This is a genomic window from Gemmata palustris, from assembly GCF_017939745.1.
GTDB classification, from domain to species: Bacteria; Planctomycetota; Planctomycetia; order Gemmatales; family Gemmataceae; genus Gemmata; species Gemmata palustris.
Genome location: NZ_JAGKQQ010000001.1, coordinates 1,721,252 through 1,746,239, shown reverse-complemented (window position 1 = coordinate 1,746,239; position 24,988 = coordinate 1,721,252). Strand labels below are relative to the sequence as shown.

The following is a 24,988-nucleotide window of genomic DNA, read 5'->3' as shown; positions in this document are numbered from 1 at the left end:
AGAGAATGAGCAGGATCATCGCACTTTTATCGTGAGCAGGGACAATAGGGACGATCCACGGGTGGGGGTATCATGATGCGCTATGACGTGGTCGCCTTCCTGAAGGGGCTGGACAACCCGCCTCCGGACGTCGTGCCCGGGGACCTGCCCGCGGAATGGGAAGCCGTGTACCGCGAGCGGGCCGCCGCCCACGAACGGTCCGCCGGTGTGCCGCGCGAACTGGCCGAGCACTTCGCACTGCTCGACACGCTCGAACAGATGAAGCTGTGGCAGCAGCACCCGACGTCCTGATACCGGTTGCCGCGGTGCCCCCTCGGCCCGCCTCGGGCCGATTCGGTGGCCAACGGCACGGTCGCGGGGTGCGGCCCTAACCGGACAATTCACTCCGAAGCCCGCCCGCGCGCTACTCGACGGCCGCCCGGTCCACACAGGCCGGGGCGGTCGCCAGGGCGAGCAGGGCCATCTGGCAGAGCAGCGGGATCTCGCCCCGCCCGGCCGCGGCCCACAACTCCGCCCGGGACAGCAGGAGCACCTCCGCCTCTTCCAGGTCGCCCCCCACCGGGGGCGCGACCCGCCGGCACCCGGTCGCGCGGAACAGGTGCGCGACCGGCCCGCCCTGGTTCCCGTGGACCGTGTACGCGCCGAGCCCGGTCCACGCGGCCGCCTCGCACCCGGTCTCCTCCAGGAGCTCCCGCCGGGCCGCCGCGAGCGGCTCCTCGCCCGGCTCGATGTGGCCGCCCGGGAACACGAACCCGACCCGGCGCGGGCCGTGACGGTACTGGCGGTAGGTGATGACCCGGCCGGCGTCCGCCTCGGCGAAGATGCACACGAACGACGGCATGTCCAACTGGTAATAGTCGTCCACCCGCCGGCCGTCCGGCAGTTCGACCGTCTCCACGCGGACGCGGAGGTGGGGCGCGGCGTCCAGCACTGTCCGACTGGCCACCACGGTCCACGGCTTGAGTTCCTTCGGCACGTGAGGCCCCCAAATGCGGGAGCCCGGAGCGGACCCGCCTTCCCAATACTACGACCGCCGCAGCCCCAAGCCGTCGCTTGTGTGCCGGTAGACGTTCAAGGTGACGGTCTGTGGTCGGCTGGTCCTACACCCATATCCGACGGCATGGCACTTCCTGAGGTCTCCGGCGCGTTTCCTGCAGCGGTGTGGGCGTACATCCTATGGGCGCATCCGCGGATCTGGTGTGGAGTGGACGCCTCGCCCTTCTGGGGGGCGAGATGCTCGCCGGCGGGGCCGAGCAGGTCGAGTTCGCCGAACTGTGCCACTTCAAGAGGCACTATGCCGCCGCCGCCCGCTTTTTCCCGCGACGCCTTCGTGGCAGGACCCGAATTGGCTGACGCGGTTGCGGCGTTCACCCGCTACAATGCCGCGTGCGGCGCGGCGCTGGCGCGGTGCAGTCAGGGGGTGGACACTGACACGCTGAGCGAGGCGGACCGCGCCCTCTGGGGCCGGCAAGCCATCGACTGGCTCCGCCAAAATCTCGCCTGTTGGAGCAAAGCCCTCGACGGCGGCAACGCCCAGACTGAGTGACTGTCCCATATGTGTGAAAATGCCCGAGATATCGCGGGGTGATCACGCGAAAGTACGGCGATTTCGAGACATATGGGACAGTCACTAATACTCAGGTTCAGCAGAAGATGCGACACTGGAAGGCCGACCGCGACTTCATCGGCGACCGCGGGCTCCTTGGCCTCTCTCGACCACCGGCTGAGGAGCGCGAGCAGTGGAAGAGAAGCTGGTCCGACATGGACGCGCTCCTCCATCGCGCGAGCGCACCCGAATGAGCCCCACCACACGGTGCCTTACTTCACCCGCAGCCCCGAGGGCTCTCGAATGGGCCAATGCGACGACAAACGCGGTTCGCCCTCGAAACACAGCCGGCGATCGCGTTCAACGCGCCGGCCAAGTCGGCCGGCGGCCCGAAACGGACGACCGAGCGAGATCGGCACAAATACCTCCCATGATACCGTCCTGACCAGTTCGATAATCCGGTTACCATCAAGCTGCTACCAGCGACACAGCCCGCGAGTTCTATCCGACCAAGAAGGCTCTTTACGCTCCGATGAATTTGCCCGTTTCTCGTCGAAATCAGGGGAAAGGCGAATTAGGCACACTTGCTGCAGTGCTCGCCAATAACCCGTCTTCCGAGGTCCACACCATGTTCAGCTTGCCGATCGCCTCGAAGCCGCAGCCGTTCAGCCCGCAAACCGCCGCGAAGTCGTCCCGGTTGCGCGGGGCCACGATTACAGAAAGCGTCTGCCCGTACTGCGCGGTCGGGTGCGGGCAACTGATCTACACCAAGGGCGGGCAGCTCATCGACATTGAGGGCGACCCGCGCAGCCCGGTCAACGAGGGAACGCTCTGTCCGAAGGGTGCGAACGCGTTCCAACTGGCCGTGAATCCGCACCGTATCACGCAGGTGCTCTACCGCGCGCCGTACTCGGACAAGTGGGAAACGAAGTCGCTCGAATGGGCGCTCGGGCGAATCGCCGAGAAGGTGAAGGACGCCCGCGACGCCGACTTCAAGACCCGCAACGCCGATGGCCGGCTCCTCAACCACGTCACGAGCTTCGGCACCCTTGGCGGGGCCACGATCGACAACGAAGAGAACTACCTTATCAAGAAGCTTTTCGGCGGCGGGCTGGGGGTCGTCTCGATCGAGAATCAGGCGAGAATTTGACACTCCGCCTCGGTGCCCGGTCTGGGCGCCTCGTTCGGGCGGGGGGCTGCGACGAACTTCCAGCAAGATATGGCGAACAGCGATTGCATCCTGTTCATGGGTACGAACACCGCGGAGGCGCATCCGGTTGCCTTCCGCTGGCCGATGAAGGCGAAGGAGAACGGCGCGACGCTCATCCACGTCGATCCGCGGTTCACGCGCACTTCGGCCCTGTGTGACGTGTTCGTAGACATCCGCGCGGGGAGCGACATCGCGTTCCTCGGCGGGTTGGTGAACCACGTCCTGACTCAGGACAAGTGGTTCAAGGAGTACGTACTCGCGTACACGAACGCTTCGAGCATCATTCAGGACGGCTTCCGGGACAGCGAAGACCTGGACGGCCTGTTCAGCGGCTATCACGGTGACGGTGCGACCGGCAAGTACGACGCGCAGGAGGGGCACTGGGGATTTACAGGATGCGGAAATCAAGAATCAGGTGCCGGCGCGAACGGAACGATGCTGAAGGAGGAACCGGGCATTCAGGGCCACGACCTCCAGGGAGGTGCTCAAGCCCATTCCGCGCCGCGCGAGGATGTGGCGGGAGCGGACGAGCCGCTGCGCGATCCGACGCTGCAACACCCCAGTTGCGTGTTTCAGATCCTGAAACGCCACTTCGCACGGTACACGCCGGAGGTGGTTTCCCGGGTGTGCGGTTGCACGCCGGAGCAACTGACCCGCGTCGCGGAGCTGCTGTGCGCCAACTCGGGCCGCGAGCGGACCACCTGTATCGCTTACGCGCTCGGCTGGACACAGCACACGACCGGCGTGCAGATGATTCGCACCGCGGGCATCCTCCAACTCCTCCTGGGGAACATGGGCCGGCCCGGCGGCGGAATCATGGCGATGCGCGGCCACTCCACCATCCAGGGATCGACCGACCTCGCCACCCTGTACGACGCGCTGCCCGGCTACCTGCCGCAACCGGCCGCGGACAAGGAGCACGAGACGCTCGACGAGTACGTGAAGCACGAGGGCATGACCACCGGGGTGTGGGCTGACTTCCGCAAGTACATCGTCTCGCTGCTCAAGGCGTGGTACGGCTCGGCGGCAACACCCGAAAACGACTTCGGGTTCGGGTGGCTGCCCCGCGTTGACGCCGACTACTCGCAACTCGCCTACTTCGACCGCATGGCAAAGGGCGAAATAAAGGGGTACTTCCTCTTCGGCCAGAACCCCGGCGGGGGCGGACCGAACGCCGGTCTGCACCGTGCGGGGTTGCGCAACCTCGACTGGCTGGTGGTCGCGGACTGGTTCGAGATCGAAAGCGCCGTGTTCTGGAGGTCCGACCCCACCGGTCCGCCGCCCGCCGACATCAAGACGGAGGTGTTCTTCCTCCCGGCCGCCGCGGCCCCGGAAAAGGAGGGCTCGCTCACCAACACGCAGCGGATGCTCCAGTGGCACCACAAGGCGATGGACCCGCAGGGCGACAGCCGGTCGGACGCTTGGTTCCTCTACAAACTCGGCAAGCGGCTCAAAGAACTGTACGCCGGCTCGATCGACCCGAAGGACCAAGCGCTGCTGAATCTCACCTGGGATTACGACTACGACGAGGAGCCGCGATTGCCCGACGGTACACGGAGCCGGATCGAAGGTGAACCCGACCTGGAGAAGGTGCTCCAGGAAATCAACGGCCACAGGTTGAACGAGACCGACCCTTCGACACGCGAGCCGAAGCTGGTATCGAGTTTCTCCGAGTTGAAGGCCGACGGCACGACCGCGTGCGGGTGCTGGCTCTACAGCGGTGTGTGCCCCGCGCCGGACCGGAACCGATCCAAGGAGCGGGTTCGCACCGACAACCCGCTGCACCCGGAGTGGGGCTTCGCGTGGCCCGACAACCGCCGCGTGCTCTACAACCGCGCCTCCGCGGACCCGGACGGCAAGCCGTGGTCGGAGCGCAAGAAGCTCGTGTGGTGGGACGAATCACAGCGCCGCTGGGTGGGGCTCGACCGGCCCGATTTCGAGGTGGGTAAGCCGCCGGGCTACCGTCCGCCGCCGGACGCGACCGGCATGGCCGCCATCGGCGGGGACCGGCCGTTCATCACCAAGCCCGACGGCCTCGGCTGGCTCTACGCGCCCGCCGTGAAGGACGGCCCGTTACCCACGCACTACGAGCCGGTGGAGTCGCCCGTCGGCAATCTGCTCTACCCGAAGCAGACGTGCAGCCCGACGGTCCGGATGTTCGACGGGCCGCTCAATCGACTGTCCCGCACGCCGACCGGCGAGTTCCCGGTTGTGGCGACCACGTTCCGGCTGACCGAGCACTACCTCAGCGGCCCGATGAGCCGGTTCAACTCGTGGCTGAACGAACTTCAGCCGGAGATGTTCGTCGAACTCAGTCCCGAACTGGCCGCGGAGCGCGGAATTGTTCACGCGGACTGGTTGACAGTGGTGTCGGGCCGCGGGCGGATCGAGGCCCGCGCAATGGTAACTCGGCGGCTCCGGCCCCTCCTGATCGAGGGGCGCATCGTCCACCAAATCGGACTGCCGTTCCACTGGGCGTTCGCGGGGGAAGTTGTCGGCGGGAACGCAAACGACCTGACCTCGCTGGTGGCCGACCCGAACGTGAGCATGCACGAGAGCAAAGCGTTCGCGTGCCAAGTTCTCGCGGGCCGACTGGAAGGAACCGCAGCGGGACCGACCGTGAAAGCGGTGCGCTGGCCGATTCGCGGCGGCATCCCCGTAACGCCGACTTCGGCCCAACCCGAAGGGGAGCCCGAACATGGCTGAAAGTAGCAGGCGCGCTCCGTGTGCCGTTGCGACCGAGTACTGATCGCCTACGAGATTCGACCCGGTAGCCACGGCACACGGAGCGCGCCTGCTACTTTGGAAGCCGACCCGAGGGGAACGTGAACATGGCGATTGAAGAACTGGAGGTCGTCAAGCGCTCATCAGCCCAGGAGACCGCGGCGCGCGGGTGGCTCCGGGCCGTTGTGGAACGACTGCTGGTCCCGCTGCGCCGCGGAAAGCGGCCCGAGCGCCAGCCCGCCGTGGGGTTCTACACCGACACGACGGTGTGCATCGGGTGCAAGGCGTGCGAGGTCGCGTGCAAGCAGTGGAACCAGCTCCCGGCCGACGGGTTCGCGTTCACCGGCAACAGCTACGACAACACCGGCGAACTCTCGGCCTCGTCGTGGCGCCACGTCAAGTTCATCGAACAATTTCCGATGCCCGAGCCGATTTCGCAACTCGTGCCGCGGGCCGCGCCGCAGCGGATCGCGCTCGACGTGCTGCCGACCCCGGAACCGGTACCCGAGACACCGGGGCAGCCCGACTGGGGGCGGTGGTTGATGATGTCGGACGTGTGCAAGCACTGCGCCGCGGCCCCGTGCCAGCAGGCGTGCCCGACGGGCGCGATCATCTACAACGAGTTCGCCAACGTCTACATCCAGTCCGACATCTGCAACGGCTGCACGTACTGCGTCGCGGCGTGCCCGTTCGGGGTCATCACGCGAAGCACGATCTCCGGCCACGCGCGCAAGTGTACGCTCTGTTACGACCGGCAGAAGGACGGGCTCGTCCCGGCGTGCGCGAAGGTCTGTCCGACGGCGTCGATCCAGTTCGGGCCGATCGACGAGTTGCGCGAGCGCGCCCGGAAACGCACCGCAGAGTTGCAGGCGAAGGGCGTGACCGGCGCACATGTCTACGGGGACGCCGCGACGGAGACGTACACCGAGTTGCACTCGTTCTACCTCCTCGTTGACAAGCCGGAGGTCTACGGCCTGCCCGCCAAGCCGTTCAACCCCTGGATTCACATGCCGGGGGACTACGGGCGCACTTTGCTCGTGGGTGTACTCACTCTCACCGTTCTGCTCGTCGTCTTTCTGATTCGAGGGGCGTGAGATGCGGACGAAGGCCAACGCCCCGGGCCAGGGCGGCTACGCGAACCAGGTCATAACAAAGCCACCCGCGTGGCACACGCTGGTCGTTTTCGACGTCCTGTTCAACAACCTGACCACGGGCCTGTTCTTGGTGGCGGCGATCGGCGAGTTGGCGCGCCCCGCGGTCTTCGAGCCGGTCGCCACGTGGGCCTACCCGCTCGCGCTGGTGCTACTCCTCATCGACCTCGGGACGCTCGTCCTCGATCTCGGCGACAAGCTCCGATTTCACCACATGCTCCGCGTGTTCAAACCGAGTTCCCCGATGTCCCTCGGGACGTGGTGCCTCACCATCTACTCGCTCTTCCTGACCGCGATCCTCGCGATCGAGTTCGTGGCCTTGCTGGCGTGGCTTCCCGGTGATACGGGCCTCGTGTGGTGGGCGCGGAAGTTCGCGGTGGTCGGCGGGATCCCGTTCTGCTTCGGTTCGGCGGCGTACAAGGGGGTGCTATTCAGTACGACCGCCCAACCCGGCTGGAAGGACGCTCGTTGGCTCGGCGCGTACCTCGTGAACTCCGCGCTGTGGCTCGGCGCCGGAGAGTTACTCGTCATCGCGGCGCTGATGGGCGAGTCGCGGGCCGTGGATCTGCTCGTTACGGCCGTGGGACTGCTCGCGGTACTCAACCTGATCGTGCTCGGGTTACTGGCGAACGACCTGCATCCGACCCTCGCCCAACTCTACCCTCGGGAGGAACGAAGATTCGCAGGCGCCGTGCTGGTACTCGTCGGGGTGGCCCTTCCGATCGGGCTGTTACTTGCCGGCAGCGGGGTTGTGATCGCGTCCGCGGTGCTGGCCGCCGTCGTATCGGCGAACCTCGGTGTCCGGTTCGTACTCGTCCGGCTGCCGCACGCCGTGACCAAAGCCTGATTCCCTCGAAAGGAGCTCGACATGTACCGTCCCTCGGTTCGGGTTGGCGCGGTGGCCTCGCGGTCGCGCTGATCGCGGCTTTGAGCTGCTCACCCGCGCGCGTGACTCTCGACGGCACCAATCCGTGTGCGTCTGACAGCGCGAGCGAAAACCCGCCGCTGATCGATCCGCCGTTCCTGTCCAGCACCGACGGGAAACTCGCAGTGGATCTGACAGCCGCGCCCGGCCTGTTCGAGCTTGCGGGTGAGTGCTACGAGGGGGTGCTCTACAACGGCGCGTACATTCCGCCCGTGTGGCGCGTGCGGCCCGGCGACACGCTCTCCGTTACGTTCCGTAACAAGCTCCCAGAGATGACGAATCTTCACCTCCACGGCATGAACGTTTCTCCGCGGGGCAACAGCGACAGCGTGTTCCTCCACATCCACCCCGATCAGTCGTTCGCTCACCGCGTCAAGATCCCGCGAACCGTCCCAACCCGGAGATGGACGTCGTCGTCGTCACGGACGACGAGCGCATCTTGGGCATTGGCGACCAGGGGGCCGGCGGGTTGGGCATCCCCATCGGCAAACTCTCCTTGTACACGCTCATCGGGGGCATCCGCCCCGAACGAACGATGCCCGTCTTACTGGACGTTGGGACCAACAACCCGGACCGGCTCAACGATCCCGAGTACCTCGGCTGGCGTCACGAGCGCGTGAGCGGTCAGCAGGCGGGATACGGCGTAAGCCTCGAGCTCGTCGCGCACCGCGTTATCGACCCTCCTGCGTGACATCCTCGGCAACCCGTTCCGCCCCGTACCCTTCTCCCCCGAGTGGCGCACTTCCACCGCGGTCGGGCTCGCGTCCCAGATGTACGAGTCGCGTGACTTCTCCGCGATGCCGATCCTGGCCGATGCCCTTCAGGACGCCGGGTGCGACCGCGCCGACGTACTAGACCACTGCCGGGGTCCGGGGCCACACGTGCGCGGGTGCTGGGTTGTGGATCTCGTACTGGGGAAGGGATGAGACGGTTCTGTGAGAGCTTGCAAATTGTATAGTATTTGGGGGATGATGGTCACTTGAGCGAATTCTGAGTGCGCCAAGATTGGGAACTCTCGAACAGGTAGCTAAAAGGTACCCGATGACCGCGTTAGTGACATTCCTTATCTTCGTGCCGCTCTACGCCTCGGCGACGGACAAGGCCGAGAAGTTGATCGCGGAAGAACAGAAGAAGCTCCAAGGCACTTGGAAGGTCGTGAAGGCAGAACCTGAAGAGCTGAAAGTGAAGGACGACTACCGCGTCACCTTCAAGGGCGACAAAGTGACGTTCGGGGACCGTCCGGCTATTAAATTCAAACTCGGTCCGATGAAAGATCCGAAGTGGTTCGACATCTACGTTGAGTTGGAAGAGGGGGGCGAAGAGCTCTTCGGTCCGGGGATTTACAAGTTGGACGGGGAGATGCTGATCATCGCGACAGTCACCGAGTCCGAGGGCGCGGTGTTCAAACCCCGGCCGAAAAACTTTACAGACAGGTTCTTCGGTCAAAGGCTCCATCTTGAGCGAGTGAAAAAGTAAAGTTATTGGCACTTCTTTGCGGCCTTGCCTTTGCCGGATGGCTGGCACAAGGGCAACTCGACTGACTTCACTTCCATCAACGACACGGGCCAGGGATTGTTCCCTGCCCCGCTCTGTTCCCGTGGTGTCTACTTGCCGACCTGGGGCACGGAACGCTCACGGCAACGCCGACCGGTTCGACTCGGGCCGCGAGTGGGAACCGCGACCGACGGGGTTGATCCAGACCCACTCGCGGCCCGAGTCGAACCGGTCGATAGCGGTGCTGGAACAGCGGTCTCCGCGCGGGTGGGGTGAAATGTGCTCGGCTGACGCAATCAGCCTGTCGCAGAGCGACGAGCTTACGGGGTCTCGTCCAAAACTTCTCGCACCTTTCGGGTCAGCCCGAGCGGGGTGAACGGCTTCTGGAGAAAGGCGTCCGTGGCTTCGAGGACGCCGTGCCGGACGACGGCGTCGTCGGTGTACCCGCTCATGTACAGTACCTTCACCCCCGGGCGCCGGACCCGGAGCGCGTCGGCGACTTCCCGCCCGCTGCGCTCCGGCATCACCACGTCCGTCAGGACCAGGTGGATAGGGCCGGAATGGTCCGAAACCAGCCGTTCCGCTTCGGCCCCGCCGGTCGCCTCCAGCACCGTGTACCCCTGCGCCCGCAGCGCGGTCCGTGCGAGCCCGCGGACCCCGTTGTCGTCCTCGACCAACAGGACCGTCTCGGTTCCGCGCGGGGCAACGGAGATCCCCCCGGACGGGCGCTCCGAGCGAGCGGCCCCGACCGCGGGCAACAAGACGCTGAACGTCGTACCGACCCCGACCTCACTGTACACGCTCACGTGTCCGCTGTACGTTTTGACGACCCCGTAGACGGTGGCGAGGCCCAGCCCGGTTCCCTTGCCGAACTCTTTAGTCGTAAAGAACGGCTCGAAGATCTGGGTTTGCACCTCATCCGTCATGCCCACGCCCGTGTCGCTCACGCTCAGCCGGACGTACCGGCCGGGGGCGAGTTCGGGGTACCGGGTGCCGTCGTCCAATGTGAGGTTCGCCGTCTCGATGGTGAGGCGCCCGCCCTTGGGCATCGCGTCGCGCGCGTTGACCGCGAGGTTCAAAATCACCTGTTCGATCTGTCCGGGGTCCGCTTTGACTGCCCACAGACCGGGGGCCAGGAACGTGGCCAGAGTGATGTCTTCGCCGATGAGTCGGCGGAGCATCTTTCCGATCGAGTCCACTAGTTCGTTAAAGTCGAGCACCTTCGGCGCGACAATCGCTTTGCGGCTGAATGCCAGGAGCTGCCCCGTCAGCCCGGCCGCGCGCTCACCGGCCTCCCGTATGGCAACGACCGCGTCCCGGTGCGGGTTCGGGGCGGGCAACTGGGTCATCAGCAGTTCGCCGTACCCGTTAATAATGGTGAGAAGATTGTTGAAGTCGTGCGCGACCCCGCCCGCGAGTCGCCCTACGGCTTCCATCTTCTGCGCCTGACTGAAGCGCTCTTCCAGTCTCTTGCGCTCGGTAATATCACGGGCGATGCCGATCAGCCCGGTGACGCGCCCGGTGGGGTCGCGGTACGGGGCCTTCGTCGTCAGGTACGTGCGGGTCACCCCCGCCACGGTGCCGACGTCTTCGGTGGTTTGGGGCGTGCCGGTTTCTATCACACGCCGGTCGCTGTCCGTGAAAGCCCGCGCGGCCTCCGGGGGAAGTAGCGCGCCGTCGTCCTGGCCGAGTACCTCCGCGATCTCCTTCCCGAAGAACCGGGCTCCGGCGGGGTTGATAATGAGGTACCGGCCCCGGGCGTCCTTCATGAAGACGGCGTCCGAGATGCCCTCGATGACGGCGCTCAGCAGGGTATGGTTCTCGTGCAACCGCTCCTCGGCGAGGCGCCGGGCGGTGACGTCCACCATGATGCCGCGGAGCTTGATGGGTTCCCCGCCCTCGACGACCACGCTCACGATGTCGCGCAGCCACACGGTGGCCCCGGTGGCGGTGACCATCCGGTACTCGAAATCGTGGTTCCGACGGTCACGGGTGGCGCGCAGGCAGTAGTCCGCCGCCCACTCCCGGTCGTCCGGGTGGATGTGTTTTACCCAAAAATCGGGCTCGTCGAGCCACTGCACGGACGGGTACCCGAGTAACCGCTCGGCCTGCTGGCTCACGAACGTGAACCGGAACGTCCGCGCGTCCGCCTCCCACACGATCCCATCAATGTTCGTGACCAGTTCCTCGTACTGCTGCTGCGACTGGCGCAGGGCCTCCTCCGCACGTTTGCGCTCGGTCAGGTCGACGTGGCACCCGATCATCCGTACCGGGGTGGGGTTCGCGTCGCGGACGAACTCGCCCCGGGCGTAGATCCACCGGTACGTTCCGTCCTTGTGAAGCATCTGGAACTCCGCCGCGTGCTCCGCGCGCTCCCCGGCGAGGTACCCGCGCAGCGCCGTCAGCACGTTGGGCATGTCGTCGGGGTGGAGCCGGGTTTCCCATTCGAGGTAACTGGAACCGATCTCGTGCTCCTCGTACCCGAGTTGGCCCTTCCACTCGCGCGAGAACACGACCTCGTTTGTCCGAAGATCCCAGTCCCACAGCCCGATGTTGGAGGCCCGGACCGCGAGCCGCAAGCGCTCCTCGCTCTCGCGGAGTGCTTCTGCGACCCGCTCGCGCTCGGTGACGTCCTGCACCGTGCCGACCAGCCCGACCGCCCGCCCGTCCTCGTACACCGGTTCGGCGAACTCCTGGACACAGCGCACGGTCCCGTCCGGGCGCACGATGTGGTGGTCGATGCGGTACGGTTGCCCGGTCCGGACCGCATCGGAGACCGCCGCCCGGATCGCCCCCTCGTCGCCGGGGGGTACGCGGCGAAAGAAGTCTTCGGACGTCCCCGAGAACGCGGCCGGGTCGGTGCCGAAGATGCGGAACACCTCGTCGGACCAGCGGAGCCGGTCCGGGGCGAACTCCTGTTCCCAGTTTCCGAGGTGCGCGATGCGCTGGGCACGGGCCAAGCGCGCCTCACTCGCACGCAGGGTTTCTTCCGCCCGCGTGCGGTCGGTCACGTCGCGGCAAACGGACAGGACGTGCGCGGTCCCCCGATACGGCACGAGGGCGCTCCATGCCTCCAACCAGCGCCACGCCCCGTCCCCGGCGCGCACGCGGACCGTAAACAGGCCCGCGGTACCGGCCAGCACCTGTTTCCAGTACCGCTCACCCGCTTCAGTGTCGTCGGGGTGAACGACCTCGAACTTGTGGGCCGGCACCCGTCCGAGGAGCCGGCCCACCGACGGGCTGGCGTAGACGGTCCGGCCCTCGAGGTCCAGCAAGTACACCAGATCGTTGGAGTTGTCCGAGAGCAGCCGGTATAGTTCCTCGCGCTCGCGGAGCGCCTCTTGCGCCCGGGCGCGCTCGGCGATCTCCGCTCGCAGGGCCTCGTTCGCCCGTGCGAGATCGGCGGTCTTTTCGCGCACCCGGTCTTCGAGTTCGGCGTTGGCCACCCGGAGCCGCTCCTCGGCCGCGATCCGCTCGGTGTCGTCGCGGGCCAGAATCAACCCGAGGGGGCCGCGCTCGGTGTGAAGGCGGGTGAGAGTCAGGTTGACCGCGATCCACGATTCGCCGGCCCCGCAGCGCAGGTGGTACCCCTCCCGTGAGTGGAACGTCTGGGTCGTGTGCAGGGCGCGGCGCAAGTGACTCAGCTCGGCGGTGCCGTCGTCGGAGCGGAACAGTCGATCGAGCGAGAGCCCCAGGAGGTCCGCGCGCCGCGTGCCCGTCATCCGCTGGGCCACGGGGTTCACGTCCACGACGCCCGCCGAACCCGGGTCCACGATGAACGCCGCGTCCCCCATTTCCTCGAACAGGGTCTGGGCCAGCTCTGCCACGTCGTGGGGCTTCACGGCTTGCCCTCCGGGCGCCAGACGAACAACTCGACGTCGTCGACCCAAACCTGATCGGTCGCCGCTTGGGGCGTCGCGGCGAGGTCGATTACCAAGTTGCGATGGAGGCGCTGAGTGGGATAGGGTGGGAGTTCGCAGACAACTAAGTAAGTGCGCCACTGGGTCGTCGGTATGACCCAGTTGGGACACCGGTACAGCCACGGGGCCGGGCCGGAGGCACTGGGGTCCGCAGAGAGTTGCGGACCGAGGCCGCGAACCCGGGCCGCAACCGGCCCCGTTTCGTCGTCCGGGATCGCGACCGGCATGCCGGAATAGACGGCCAAACTTCCGTGCCCGTGGAGGGAACGGGCGCGGTAGCGCAGCACCAGCACCGCTCCGGCGGGCGGTGCCTGTGCCAGGGGTTGGTAGGTGCCCAGGAGATTCCCACTCTGGGACGGGTCCAGGTTCGTGAGCAGGAGGGCCGGGTTGTCGGGCCGGTCCCGCGGGCGGTCCAGGGTGATTTGACGGCTCGCGCTCCACCCCGCGGAGTTCCCACCCCGCCACAGCGCGCCCGCGTGCCCCGGAGCCAGACAGTCCCCGTCGAACCCGCCGGCTTTTACGAGGTTTTGCCCGCTCGGTGCGACCGCCCGTAGCAGATCGGGCCAGTTGGTCACCACGCGCTGCGCCAGCGTGCGATCCTGAAGTGGATAGACGAACCCCCAAGCGCTCGGGGAACGGATCGCCAGAACGGGCCGAGGAGCGGGCCAGACAGAAAGCGGAAGGCCGGGCGGAAGGGGCGTGCCCCCCGCTTCCGCCGGCACTCTTTCCACAGGCGCGCCCAGACTGCCCACCAAGCCTCGACCGTCCGGCCCTGTAAAGAGCGCCAAATCATCGGACCGATCGTAGAGGACGACCAGCCGGTCCGGGCGCTCGCCGTCCACTGCCTGAGTACCGGAAGGCTCGGGATCGGCCACCGCGGTCGGGCGCCACCACTTGGCCACCGCCAGCGGAAGAATCACCAGCGCGGCGATTATCCCGAGCGCGGCAAGCGCCCGGTGATTCACGCGGCCGGCGTTTTTGCGGCACGCTCCGGCCAGGGCCGTTTGGAACTGCTTAATCGAAGCGTAGCGCTCGTCCGGGTCGCGGGCCAACCCGCGCCGGAGGGCGTCGTCGAGCGACTTGGGCAGCCGGGGGTTGTGACGAAGGGCGGGAACGTACACGCGGCCGGGGAGCCGACCGGTAAACAGTTCGTAAGCGACGGTGGCCAGCGAGAAGACGTCGGCACGTTCGTCGAGCGCCAGGCCCGCACGGTACTCCGGGGCACAGTAATCGAGCGTGCCACAAAAGTACCCGCCCTCGAGCCGCGCACCCGCGCCGGTGTGTGCGACCGAGATCCCGAAGTCGGTGATCTTGATTTCCCCGTCGTCGGCGAACAGGACGTTCTCGGGCTTGAGGTCGAGGTGCAAAATCCCTCGCTCGTGGATGTGATCGAGCGCCCCGGCAATGCGGTCCAAAAGCCGTGTGGCCTCGTCCGGCGGCCACGGATGACCGGGGCGCATCCGGGACCGAAGCGCACCGCCCGCCGCGAACTCCATGACCATATAGTTGTAGCCTCCGACCTCCCCGGCGTCGTAAACGGTGACGACGTGCGGGTGCGTCAGTGACGCCATCAACTGCGGCTCGCGCAGCCACGTCGGGGGCGCCGGATTCTCGCCCGCCGGGGCGCACAGAATCTTCACGGCCACAGTGCGCTGGAGGGTGCGGTGAACGGCGCAGTACACCGTGCTCGTACTGCCCTCGCCGATTTTTTCCCCGAGGTCCAGCCCCGGGATGCGGGGCTGGACCTCGGGGGAACCATTCTGGGACGTGCCGGACATCGGACATTTCCGTCCTTTCCGCCAGAGTCAACCGACTCAGTTCGCGAACTGCATTATCAGGAGCACACTTAACGAGAACCGTCAACAGATCGGCGCCGCGCCGCTCGGCTTCTCAACGAAACTGCCGTGACAAGGTTTAACCGCCGCGCGAGTGGCCCCCGGAGTTCTGGTGCCTGCCACCGACCCCCGGGCGAACGAAATACGTGATTGACTGTTGGGCAGTATACCACGCTTCAATTCCTAAAGGCGTCGGAGGAACGCACGCATTTTTATCCCACTTTGCCAACTCGCCGCAAAAACGGCTGGCGTATAACGTGCGCGACCGCACACAAGACGCGAGAGAACAACCGGGTAGTGCGGGTGAGTACCCGGGTGGTGTTCGGGATGTCGGGTGCGGTGGCATCGGCCCTGAGCGGGTCGGCGAACACGTGCTTCGTGGAGCGTCACAACGGTATCGACCGGGGCTATTGCAATCGGAAGGTGCGCAAGAGCCACGGGTTCTCGAAGGACGGGGACGTTCACCGGGTGACGACGGCGTTGAGCTGCTTTAGTTACAACTCCTGTTAACCCGCGCGGACACCCTGTGCGTGAAAGGCGAAGGCGAACACCGACGGCGGCCGCTGGATTGACCGACGTACGTTCCGACTACGCCAAAATACCCCATAACTACGCCGATATAACGCAAGGGATCGCTTTCAAAGCAAAGCTTGCAAAGGCGACGGAGACGTGCGATACTCTACAAATCCCTGTGTTTTCGTGTGTTTGACTGACGCGATGGGACTTCACAGGTTTTGATTCGCAACGAAGAGGTCGGGAGTTCGACTCTCCTTCGCTCCACTCCGTGAACCTCAGTGACACCCGATGTCACTGAGGTTTTTTCGTTGACACTTCCAGTGTTTCGCACTGTGCCCGTTCTTCGCTCAAACGCGCCGTCATCGCTCTCATCGTGTCAGGAATAGCCAGAAATTGCCCCTTCGGGTCACCAGTTCCAGCACTTTCGGGAACCGGTTGGTGTGGTTCCGCTCGGTTCGGGGCGAACGCGGGGAGCCGTTCAACCGCTTGCCGCACTTCGAGCAATTTCGGATCGGTGTACGTGTTCATCGTGAGCTTGATGTCGGAGTGCCGCATGGCGGCTTGTGCGGTTCGCGGCGCGGTGCCCGATGTCGAAAGCCTAGTGCCGAACGTGGTCCGCATGGCGTGAACATCAATTGTTCGGCCGCGCTCGTCGCGCTTCGGGATGCCGGCCGCTTTCATGTCCCGGTCGAGAACGCAGCGCAACCCGGCCGGGACGGTGAACAACCGGGCCGCAGCGTCGAGGTTCTTCGCCGCGATCCACTGGCGGAGTTCCGCGGCCAAGTCGAGCGGAGCGGGATCGTCGAGCCGGCGCGGTTCTTCTCGTTCGCGGCCTCCAGCCAGACGCATTCCGAACCGGGGGTCAGGTCGAGCCGGGAAACGTTCAGCGAGCGCAATTCGCCCGATCGCAATCCGGTGTAGATGAGCGTGCGGTAGACGAGAACTCTTTCCCGCCCAAGTGCGAGCAACCGTTCGGTGACTTCCGGCCGAATGTCCGCGGACATCTCCCCTTTTCGTTTACCGGTGCGAGCCGTGCGGGCGTCGTCGAGCGGGCGGCTTGCGGCCACGATCAGCAGCCTACCAATTTCGTCCGCGTTGAGGGCGCGGCGCTGGCGGCGGGGGTCGAGGCGACGGTCGGCGAGCGGGATACCCGCGAGGTCGTGTTCCCGAATCCGCTTCGTCGCGGCGAGCCAGTTCGCGAACGACACGATGCTTTGGCGGTAGTAGTTTCGAGTCGCGGCGCCCATCTCGTCGGTAATCGCCTTCACGAACCAAGGCTCGATTTTGTCGCGGCGCAGGTCGCGGAGCGCGTCGAGTGCCAGTTCGCGACACAGGCGATTAACGGCGCGTTCCGCGTTCGCCCGGTACACGGCGCTCACTTCGGCGACAACGAGCGATTGCAGGTAGGCAGCGAGATGTGAATCGATGGGGTCGGCGGCAGCGCGGGCGGTATCGAGTTCAGTGGCGTCGAGAACGCCGACGCGAACCTGCTCGGCTTCTTTCTCCCACGCGGCGAGTTTCTGCCGAGCGTTCGTCTCGTCGCGGCATCCCGTCGAACGATCGACCGTGTTACCCGTGTGGTCCCGGAAGCGCGCGTAGTAGGTGCCCGTCTCTACGGTCACGGTTCGTGTGCCGTTTTCGGCCTCCGTTACTGGGGCAGTGTGAGATTTGCCGCGGCTCTTCCACCGTGCGAACAGTTGCCCGTTCTTCTCGGTGAGGGTCGCGGATTGCGGAACGGGTCGGTGCAAAGTGCGGCGGAACAGAGTACCCATGAGCGGAAAGCCTCGATTAGAAGGCCACCAGCCCGGATATCGCCTCTCACGACGACATTCGGGCGGTAGCCGCGAGCAGAAGCCGTCTACCAGAATCGACTCTGGCGCGCCATCTGAGCTGGTGCCGGGTCGAATTCGGTCGGTTCTTGTCCGGTCGGGCGTTCGGCGCGGAACGCGCGCGGCGGTCGAGCCGCGGGGAGCGTTCCGCCTCTTCTACTTCGTAGAAGTCGGCGGTGTAGTAGTACGACCGGTCCCCGCGGGTCTCCCACCCCATGTGGCACCTCACCGACATTCTACCCTGTGCAACGTTTTCGCGCGAGCCCCACTTGCCCGGATTCGGGGCTGAAACGCGACGCACTCGACCAGTGGAGCGGGTCGGCTACCCGGCGATAAAGACAACACGCGGAGCCATACGAATGGTACCGATCAGGAACGCGGCCATGAAACAGAGGGCGACCACTCCCAATGCACCGGCGAAGTCGGTCCCGCCACGGTCGGCGAGCGCGGCCCGGTCGCCCGGTCGGTGCGGGTGCCCGTTCCGCACCTCCGCAATTACCTGGCGCACGTGCGCCAAATACCAGCGGTTCGCCCGCGCCCCGCAGACCACCGCGACCGTGAACCCGACGACCGGTGTGAGGAGCGGCGGCGGGGCCGGCCACCCGAGCAGGCCGCAGAACACCACTTCCTCGAGTGTGACTTCTGCGAGGATGATCGCGAACAACACGAACGCCCGCCGGTACATCCGGCGGTAGCCGAGCCAGGCGTAACTCAGGACGAAGGCGGCGCGGTTGAACCCGGTGCCACTGTCGGGGCGCTTTGACAACTTCCGCCACGACGCGAGGTAAAAGGCGGCGTTCGGCCCGACGACGGCGCGTAAATCCTCTTCCTCGTCCGCGGCTATGGGTCGCGGGGCCGATTCACCTTCGGGTTCGGCGCCCGGATCGGGACGAGGTGGAACGGGCAAGTACATCACAACCTCGCGTTGTTTGGATTCGACTTTGCGAAACTTCGCGGTCGGGTCGGTTGACGGTCCTCACGCACCCGGCGGGCGCGCGATCGGCATTCGCGGTGGTGTCCCGTATCGGCTTGAACCCGGCGCGTCGTGTCGCTGCCCGCTGCTACAAGTTGCCCGCGAACGCCTGGTTCAAAGTGCTTGAACCGCGACCAGCGGAATTGTTCATAAAGCAGAGCCTTCGCGTCCCTACCCTCTGGGAAAATGCGCCGCTCTATCGGCTTCTTGGTGGCGTTGGCCTTGTTCTTGGCGAGGGTGTGGAGGTCGTCGAGGCGCTTGATGAACAGCTAACCCGGCACTCAATCCGATTGATGCCCACAGCAGTTCCGCTGTCGGGGCGAGAAAACTCCGGCCCGATTTCTCCCGAACTAACCGGGCCACCACAACCAGCACGGTGACACCCAGAACGTGGATCGCAGCCCAAACGAGTTGCCTTCGTCGCGTACTGAGGAGGCCCGTGAACACGGCCCTCTCCTTGCCGAACGCCCCAGCTCAGCACCCGCGGGGCCGCGTGAGCTGTGAATCCCAGAAAGCCTACACGCCCCCGCCGTCTGCTGCAGCGCCTTGTTCGGCGTGTGCCACCTCCGCAGGACCGCGAACAGCCGCCCCCGCTCCGGCTCCCGCGCCGCTCTTACTTCTTCGAGTAGGCGGTCTTGAGCGTCGCCTTGTCCCCGTCGCTCAGTTTGAGGGGGTGGAAGCTGACGATCGAATCAACTCCGGAGCCGACAATCTGTATGAGCTTCGTCCCTCGGGCCGCGTAGTGCACCGATCCCATGCCGCCCGGCGCTTTTATCACCTCCTTCTCGGCGAGCGACTTGCCGTTGAACACGATCAGATCGTTACCACGCCGCACAGCCACACCCAAGTTGAGAACCGGATGGAAGGAGATCGAGTACTGCTCGCCGCAGTCCACCTCCCCCACCATCGTTTTCAGGTCCGAGGTCTCGAAAACTGCGATGGAACTGCTGGTCTTGGGGCTGTTCTTCGCCACCCACCCCCCGCCCCCCGCCATCGCGATCCGTTTCCCGTCACCGCTGACGGCGAGCGCGAATCCGTTGATGGCGGCGTTGTCTTGGAACGCTAACGGCTTGAGGTCCGTCCCATCGACGGCGAACTTCAGCATCAGCGCCCGGGCATTGGCGACCGCCAGCGACACCTTGATCTGCTTGTTCGGTCCCTCCTCGATGACGAGCTGGTCGCGGATCGGCTTCTGAATGCCGGTGTAGACGAACTTTGCATCGACGGGATCGATCACGATCATTTGGCCGCGGGCCTTGGTCTTGGTGACTTTTCCGTTGGCCGGGTCGATCGCGAGTACCACGTCGGAGTCGGTGGTAGCGTACAGCAGTCCCTTGTTGGGATGGCAAGCGAGGCTCAGGATCGGATCCTCGGAGGTCTTGATCTCCCTCTGCTCCTTACCAGTCTCCAAATCAAGGACGTGCACCGTGGCCGCTCCCTTCGTGCTGGCGAACAACAGCTTGCCCTGCACGGCCAGCGAGAACGGCTTGAAATCGACCTCGACCTCCTTGACTTTCTTTTCCGTCGCCGCGTTGAAGTACAACAACTTCCCCTCGCTTGGGACCGAGACGACGAGCGTCGTCGTGTCGGGCGCCAACACGATCCCGCCGGCCGGGGGGATTTTGATTTCCGCACCGGCGGCCCCTGTGGCCAGACACGCGGTAGCGAGAGCGACAAAGACCAAGCGTCGTGAGATATCGATGCGGGATGGCATTGGCTGCCCTCGGTTGGCCGAACATCGGATCGGTTTGCGCCGACGAGAACGTTGCTCATCGCACGGCGCGCAAGCTAACAGGGCTTGAACTCTACTTGAGCGTCGCACCGAACTCAAGAGCCAAGAGTCGCTTGCCGACCGAACCCGCGCCCGACCGGCCACGTGTGAGCGCCGCGCAAACGAACATGGTAACGACGAACTTGTGCGAAGCCCACTCGCCCGGTGCTGGTCCATCCTTCCGGCGGAATGGTTGCCAACCACACAGCGAGCAGGTGCCGGAACCGCCCCTGTTACGTCGCTCGGTAACGGGAGGGTGATCGCGCTCGTGGAAGGTTCTCCACGGGGTGACGCCGAACTGTCTGTCTCATTGCTCGACTGTTTTGGTTACGGCGCCGCGTTCCGAGAGTGGTTGGAAATACCTTTGATGCCGGGGGTCAGGTGCGGTTTTCCCCTTCCCCTCTTTCGTGCTCCCACGAAAGCCGATCATCCGCCGGCGCGCGGGCCACTGTCGCGGGTGCGGCCGGGAGTTGGGGAGCGAGGAGTGCAACGAGCGCGGCGCGCTGTTCAGGCGGAAGAGCAGCGAGTTCTGCGAGCAGACGAGCGAGGCAAGAAGGGGTATCCGAGTCGGGTTGCGGTGCAGGGATGCAACCGATGTCGGGGGCTTCATTCCGGCAACGGGTCGGGCATTCGACGTCTGGCGACCGGTCCAGTCCCAAAATGACGAGCCAGCGCGTCAGCTATCGAGCACCGCGCGCACTTTGCAAGCGAGGGGTAACGGAGTAAAGGGCTTCTGGATGAACGCGTCCTTCGCCTCAATGATTCCGTGCCGAACCACGGCGTCGTCCGTGTACCCGCTCATGAACAGCACTTTCGTTTCCGGGCGCTGGGTTCGGATCGCCGCCGCGACATCTCGCCCCCCCGTCCCGGGCATAACGACGTCCGTAATAAGGAGATGAATGGTACCGCCGTGCCCTTCCAACAGCCGAATCGCGTCCGCACCGCACGGGGCTTCCAGCACGCTATAACCGTACTTCTGAAGCGTGAGTCTCGTAATTCTCCGGACCCGTGCATCGTCCTCAACCAAGAGTACCGTCTCGGTTCCGGTCGGCGGAGGCACGAGTTCGTTTTCAACGGGATCCGCCGTGTGCTTGCTCACGGAAGGGAAAAGCAACCGGAACGTTGTACCCACCCCGAGTTCCGAATACACGCCAATGTGCCCCCCGTATGTTTTGACGATTCCATACACGGTAGCCAACCCGAGTCCGGTCCCCTTACCTTGTTCTTTCGTTGTAAAGAACGGTTCAAAAATGCGAGTCTTCACGCTTTCGTTCATACCCGCGCCGGTGTCAGTGACCGCGAGCTGTACGTAGCTCCCCGGCAGCAAATCCGGGTAAACACAGTCACCAGAGCGGATCAGCAGGGAGCGGGTTTCGATTGTTAACCGGCCCCCGCCGGGCATCGCGTCTCGGGCGTTCACTGCCAAGTTCATGAGAACTTGTTCGATCTGCCCCGGGTCGACGGTCACGCACCCCGTAGCCGGTGCCAGCACAGTTGCCAGAATCACATCTTCGCCGATGAGTCGGCGGAGCATTTTGACCGACTGGTTCACGAGGTCGTTCAAATCCAGAGTCTTCGGCTCGATAATTGTCTTCCGCCCGAATGCCAGGAGCTGAGCGGTCAACTCGGCGGCCAGTCTTCCCGCTTCTAGGATCTCGGTGAGCGATTCGTGATGCGGGGCCTCCGGCGACAGGCCACCCAAGAGAAACGAGGCGTAGCCATTGATGACGGTGAGCAGGTTATTGAAATCGTGCGCCACCCCACCGGCCAGGCGCCCGATAGCGTCCATTTTCTGGGCCTGACGGAACTGGTCTTCGATGTGTTTGCGCTCGGTGACGTCCGACCACGACCCGACCACCTCGAGTGGCGCTCCTGTCGCGTCGCGGACCAATCGGACCTCGCTCCGGACCCACCGGTACTGTGAGTTTTGGTGCCGGACCCGGTACTCGTTTGTCAGGTGGCCGGCGGAATACAGTTCCGACCCTAGCTCGGCGGACGCACGGTGCCGATCGTCGGCGTGAACGTGCGCGCCCCACCAGTTCGTTCCGACAATGTCTTCCGGGGCAAAGCCCAACATGCCCTGCACGTTCTCGCTGATCCACGCAATGTCTCGCTCCCCCGTTCCTCCGGTAGCGAGCGTGTACAAAACCGCGGGGCTGGAGGAGATGACGGACTGGAGCCGCTCTTGGGTGCGGCGGAGCGCCGCCGCACCCCGCTCCCGCTCGGTGATGTCACGGACGACCGCGACCAGGTACTCGCGGTCCGCGAGTACGTGATTGACCCGGACTTCGACCGGAAACGTTGAACCGTCTTTCCGCATGTGGCGGCTCTCGAACGGCTGGTTCCCGGTCCGCCGGAGCCCGTCGGTCACCTCGGCCCAAGGGCGAACTGCCACTAGGGGATCGATATCGGCTAGGTGCAAGGCTAGGTACTCCTCACGAGTGTACCCGTGGGCCAAGCACGCCTCCTCGTTCACGTCCAGGAAGCGCCCCGTGGTCGGGTCGATTACCTCGATCACGTCGGTAGTGCGATCGATGAGCGCGCGGAAGAGCGCGAGTTCCTGCTCGGCCCGTTTCCGGTCCGTGATGTCGCGCGAGATCCCGATAATACCGACGACGGCGCCGGTCGCATCGCGGTACGGTGCCTTGGTCGCGAGGTACGTTCGAGACACCCCGCTCGCAATGAGGCACTCCTCACCGGTTTCGACCGCCCCGCGGTCCATGACCCGCTGATCCCGTTCCGCGATCCACCGGGCACTGTGCGGGTCGAACAAGTCGGCGTCCGTGCGCCCGATGATCTCACAAACTGGACGACCGACGAACCCGGCGACCGCCCGGTTCGCTAACAGGTAGCGGCCGTCTCGGTCCTTGGCGAATATCGCGTCGGTCGTCGAATCGACGATCGCGTGCAGCAGCTCGACTTCGAGTGGGGGGTGCGACTCCGCGGCCCGAACCGCGCCCAGCGCTTCACTGGCGCGTCGAATCATAACCGCGAACCCGATGTGCCGGTCGCTGTCGTGCAGGGGCACGAGTTCACACCGGGCGCAGAAGAGCCCCCCGCCGGCGTGCAGGCGCCGGCACTCTTTCACCACGCGCCCTTGTTCGAGCGCTTCACTGAGGTCCGATGCCGGCTTTCCCGACACCACGTCTTCGTGACTGTAAAGGGCCTCGATTGATTTGCTGACCATGACGTCCGCGGTAAACCCCGTGAGTTTCTCGGCTCCGGCGTTCCAGTTAATGACGCGACCGGCTGGATCGAGCAACAAGAGCGCGGCGTCGGAGATCGACTCGACGAGGAGAAAGAACGGATCGTTACGCGCCGTGAGGAGCAGCAATCCCGCCGCAATCCGGCTGTGAGAATGGTTCACGGGCGATCCAGCGTTGAGGGGACGTTAGCGATTCGGCGGCCGAACAAGCGATCATTATTCACCGCGACGGCGAAAAATTTAAACAGTAGGATTTAAGTATCGTTATAATTTTCATATGCGTGACCATAGGTCACTAACATGTCAGGAATTTCCCGAATCCCGATTGAAAATTGGCGCGGGTCGTGCGGCCCCAGCACCTGCGAACGCTCACAAATTGTCGGGGGTCATCGTGGTGCGGCTTTCCGACGGGTGCCGCGCACGGAGACCGTGCCCGGTTGTTCTGCCACGGTCTCCTCGCAATCTCGCGTTTTTTGCCTGTAGACTGCATTCGGGCGAGTTGTGGAGGGAATCGGTCGAGGGGGGAATGGTTCAACCGAAAACCGAATCTGGTCGGGGCTCGTCGTGTGCAACGAGACCTTGAGCGCTGGGTACAGGCCGCCGAACGGTCGAGCCTCATTCAAGTCATGATGTGCAGTTCAATCATTGGGAAGTGGATCCGTATCGACCGCTCTCCAAACCGGGGCTACAGACCCGGGTGAGGCCGCGTTGACTGGTTCCACCTGATGGCACGGAGCCGGAAGGACGGGGATCGCTTTTGGGGGCGGTGCCACCTCTCGGGCGATTCCGTGCCATTCCAATGTAATCGTTTCGTGCCGCACCGACGGCACGGATACCGGCGAAACCACCGGGGACTCGACCCGGGTCACGGTCCGATTGGTCGGCGCGCCCACGCGGTGCGGCGGGGCGGGAATCAGAGCTGACGAGAAGGCCGAGAAAAACGGGGGAGCGGGAATAACTGTGGGGCGCCCCGTGGTGACGGGAAAAGGTGGGGGTGGGGAGGCACGCTCGGGCGGTGAACCGGGGGCCGCACACCCCACAAGCGTCGCTCCGAAGACTACCGCATAAGCACCAGCCCCCACGTGGTGTCGCATCAGATGCGCTCCAACAGTATCGTCCGGCCTGTCAGTAATATCGGTCGGATCAGCCCAGTTGCTCCAATCGATTCAATCCAGACAGCGCATCTCTGTCGCTTGAGCGCCGCCCCGGGTGGGCTGCACCATTTGTTGCAATCATTTGATCCTCTCCGGTGAGAATCTCAGCCAACGGGCTCGTGTAGCGGCACTTCGACACTCAGACGGCGATTTCCCGCCCCATTCCGTCCGCGATGCTCACGTGAAATCCCGCGCCCCGCATCTGCACGATCCAGGCTTTGATTTGGAGCCAGGTTACTTGCTTCGCCGGCGTCCCGGCCCGCTCCGGCCCGACGATCGTCACTTTCCGGAGTGACGCCGTATTTGCCCCGAACGAGCTCTGGTGCTCGTCCCGGCACGTGTATACAAGTGGTGACGATCTCCACTGTGGGATCAGAACCACAACTGTTCGTTTGGCTGTTACTATTGTCGCCTGAAGCATATCTGTTCCCAAATCGTTCGACGCTAACCCGCGCGAACACGGTATTGCTGCGAGAAAATTTAGGGCGGGCACAGGGCGGCCCGTGTCAGGCAAATCCCGCAAAGGATTCGATTCAAAAGCTCAGATCGTTCCCGATACGGCTCGCCGCTCACCACGCAGCGGTATCTAACCCGAGAGTCGCATGCACGAGACGGGTCGACCCGTCTCGTACTCATTCGTGTGGCGAACGCCTTTTTCTCACCGGTCCGCGCTTCATCTTTTCACAGTTCCAGTTGATGTATGTGTAGACCGATTCTCGGGTTTCCCCGACACGG

15 protein-coding genes and 2 pseudogenes are annotated in these 24,988 nt (G+C 64.8%); 9 read left to right on the top strand and 8 right to left on the bottom strand.

Annotated features, from left to right (window positions below; genetic code table 11):
- Positions 1-72: 72 nt before the first annotated feature.
- Positions 73-291: a hypothetical protein gene (locus J8F10_RS07030; protein ID WP_210653135.1), complete on the top strand. Its 219-nt coding sequence runs from the start codon at positions 73-75 to the stop codon at positions 289-291.
- Positions 292-403: 112 nt separating this feature from the next.
- Here the strand turns inward: J8F10_RS07030 and J8F10_RS07025 are convergent, their stop codons facing one another.
- On the bottom strand, positions 404-976 hold the full coding sequence (locus J8F10_RS07025; protein WP_210653134.1) for an NUDIX hydrolase: 573 nt from the start codon (positions 974-976) through the stop codon (positions 404-406).
- A gap of 354 nt (positions 977-1,330) precedes the next feature.
- Between J8F10_RS07025 and J8F10_RS07020 the strand changes: the two genes are divergently transcribed.
- From J8F10_RS07020 to J8F10_RS06985, 8 genes and pseudogenes are all read left to right on the top strand, one after another.
- Positions 1,331-1,546, top strand: a complete 216-nt coding sequence (locus J8F10_RS07020) for a hypothetical protein (protein ID WP_210653133.1) — start codon at positions 1,331-1,333, stop codon at positions 1,544-1,546.
- A 628-nt stretch (positions 1,547-2,174) separates the two neighbouring features.
- Positions 2,175-5,462, top strand: coding sequence for a formate dehydrogenase (gene fdh / locus J8F10_RS07010; RefSeq protein ID WP_315854083.1), 3,288 nt, complete (start codon positions 2,175-2,177; stop codon positions 5,460-5,462).
- 125 nt (positions 5,463-5,587) lie between these two features.
- The gene (locus tag J8F10_RS07005) at positions 5,588-6,574 is read left to right on the top strand and encodes a 4Fe-4S dicluster domain-containing protein (RefSeq protein WP_210653130.1); all 987 of its coding nucleotides are present in this window, start codon (positions 5,588-5,590) and stop codon (positions 6,572-6,574) included.
- Position 6,575: 1 nt separating this feature from the next.
- Complete coding sequence (nrfD, locus tag J8F10_RS07000) at positions 6,576-7,478, top strand: NrfD/PsrC family molybdoenzyme membrane anchor subunit (protein WP_210653129.1); 903 nt, start codon at positions 6,576-6,578, stop codon at positions 7,476-7,478.
- A gap of 101 nt (positions 7,479-7,579) precedes the next feature.
- Positions 7,580-7,918 (top strand): annotated as a pseudogene (locus J8F10_RS40680) (multicopper oxidase domain-containing protein); the annotation flags it as partial.
- Between the two features lie 23 nt (positions 7,919-7,941).
- Positions 7,942-8,187 (top strand): annotated as a pseudogene (locus J8F10_RS06995) (NAD-dependent malic enzyme); the annotation flags it as partial.
- Between the two features lie 139 nt (positions 8,188-8,326).
- Positions 8,327-8,482 carry a hypothetical protein gene (locus J8F10_RS38520; protein ID WP_246523002.1) on the top strand — a complete coding sequence of 52 codons (156 nt, stop codon included), beginning with the start codon at positions 8,327-8,329 and terminating at the stop codon, positions 8,480-8,482.
- Between the two features lie 79 nt (positions 8,483-8,561).
- Positions 8,562-9,032 carry a TIGR03067 domain-containing protein gene (locus J8F10_RS06985; RefSeq protein ID WP_210653127.1) on the top strand — a complete coding sequence of 157 codons (471 nt, stop codon included), beginning with the start codon at positions 8,562-8,564 and terminating at the stop codon, positions 9,030-9,032.
- Positions 9,033-9,370: 338 nt separating this feature from the next.
- Here J8F10_RS06985 and J8F10_RS06980 read toward each other — a convergent pair whose 3' ends face one another.
- The 7 genes from J8F10_RS06980 to J8F10_RS06950 all read right to left on the bottom strand — a co-directional run bounded on the left by J8F10_RS06980 (position 9,371) and on the right by J8F10_RS06950 (position 23,261).
- On the bottom strand, positions 9,371-12,892 hold the full coding sequence (locus tag J8F10_RS06980; RefSeq protein ID WP_210653126.1) for a hybrid sensor histidine kinase/response regulator: 3,522 nt from the start codon (positions 12,890-12,892) through the stop codon (positions 9,371-9,373).
- Entirely contained in the window at positions 12,889-14,748 is a 1,860-nt protein-coding gene (locus tag J8F10_RS06975; RefSeq protein ID WP_210653125.1) for a serine/threonine-protein kinase, read from the bottom strand. The genes J8F10_RS06980 and J8F10_RS06975 overlap by 4 nt, the downstream gene beginning before the upstream one ends.
- An 864-nt stretch (positions 14,749-15,612) precedes the next feature.
- Entirely contained in the window at positions 15,613-16,002 is a 390-nt protein-coding gene (locus J8F10_RS06970; RefSeq protein ID WP_210653124.1) for a tyrosine-type recombinase/integrase, read from the bottom strand.
- The gene (locus tag J8F10_RS06965; RefSeq protein WP_210653123.1) at positions 15,999-17,093 is read right to left on the bottom strand and encodes a hypothetical protein; all 1,095 of its coding nucleotides are present in this window, start codon (positions 17,091-17,093) and stop codon (positions 15,999-16,001) included. Before J8F10_RS06965 ends, J8F10_RS06970 begins: the two co-directional genes overlap by 4 nt.
- Before the next feature lie 379 nt (positions 17,094-17,472).
- Positions 17,473-18,063 (bottom strand): DUF2628 domain-containing protein, encoded by a 591-nt coding sequence (locus tag J8F10_RS06960; protein WP_210653122.1) that lies wholly within the window; start codon positions 18,061-18,063, stop codon positions 17,473-17,475.
- Positions 18,064-18,736: 673 nt separating this feature from the next.
- Positions 18,737-19,720, bottom strand: coding sequence for a YncE family protein (locus J8F10_RS06955; RefSeq protein WP_210653121.1), 984 nt, complete (start codon positions 19,718-19,720; stop codon positions 18,737-18,739).
- A gap of 850 nt (positions 19,721-20,570) precedes the next feature.
- Positions 20,571-23,261 carry a PAS domain S-box protein gene (locus J8F10_RS06950; protein WP_210653120.1) on the bottom strand — a complete coding sequence of 897 codons (2,691 nt, stop codon included), beginning with the start codon at positions 23,259-23,261 and terminating at the stop codon, positions 20,571-20,573.
- Positions 23,262-24,988: the final 1,727 nt, after the last annotated feature.

What these genes read in the sequence shown, in the direction of transcription:
- J8F10_RS06960 (WP_210653122.1), bottom strand. Translation starts at nt 18,063, where the DNA reads ATGTACTTGCCCGTTCCACCTCGTCCCGATCCGGGCGCCGAACCCGAA.
- J8F10_RS38520 (WP_246523002.1), top strand. Translation starts at nt 8,327, where the DNA reads ATGTACGAGTCGCGTGACTTCTCCGCGATGCCGATCCTGGCCGATGCC.
- J8F10_RS06970 (WP_210653124.1), bottom strand. Translation starts at nt 16,002, where the DNA reads ATGAAAGCGGCCGGCATCCCGAAGCGCGACGAGCGCGGCCGAACAATT.
- J8F10_RS07005 (WP_210653130.1), top strand. Translation starts at nt 5,588, where the DNA reads ATGGCGATTGAAGAACTGGAGGTCGTCAAGCGCTCATCAGCCCAGGAG.
- J8F10_RS07030 (WP_210653135.1), top strand. Translation starts at nt 73, where the DNA reads ATGATGCGCTATGACGTGGTCGCCTTCCTGAAGGGGCTGGACAACCCG.
- J8F10_RS06975 (WP_210653125.1), bottom strand. Translation starts at nt 14,748, where the DNA reads ATGTCCGGCACGTCCCAGAATGGTTCCCCCGAGGTCCAGCCCCGCATC.
- nrfD (WP_210653129.1), top strand. Translation starts at nt 6,576, where the DNA reads ATGCGGACGAAGGCCAACGCCCCGGGCCAGGGCGGCTACGCGAACCAG.
- J8F10_RS06965 (WP_210653123.1), bottom strand. Translation starts at nt 17,093, where the DNA reads ATGGGTACTCTGTTCCGCCGCACTTTGCACCGACCCGTTCCGCAATCC.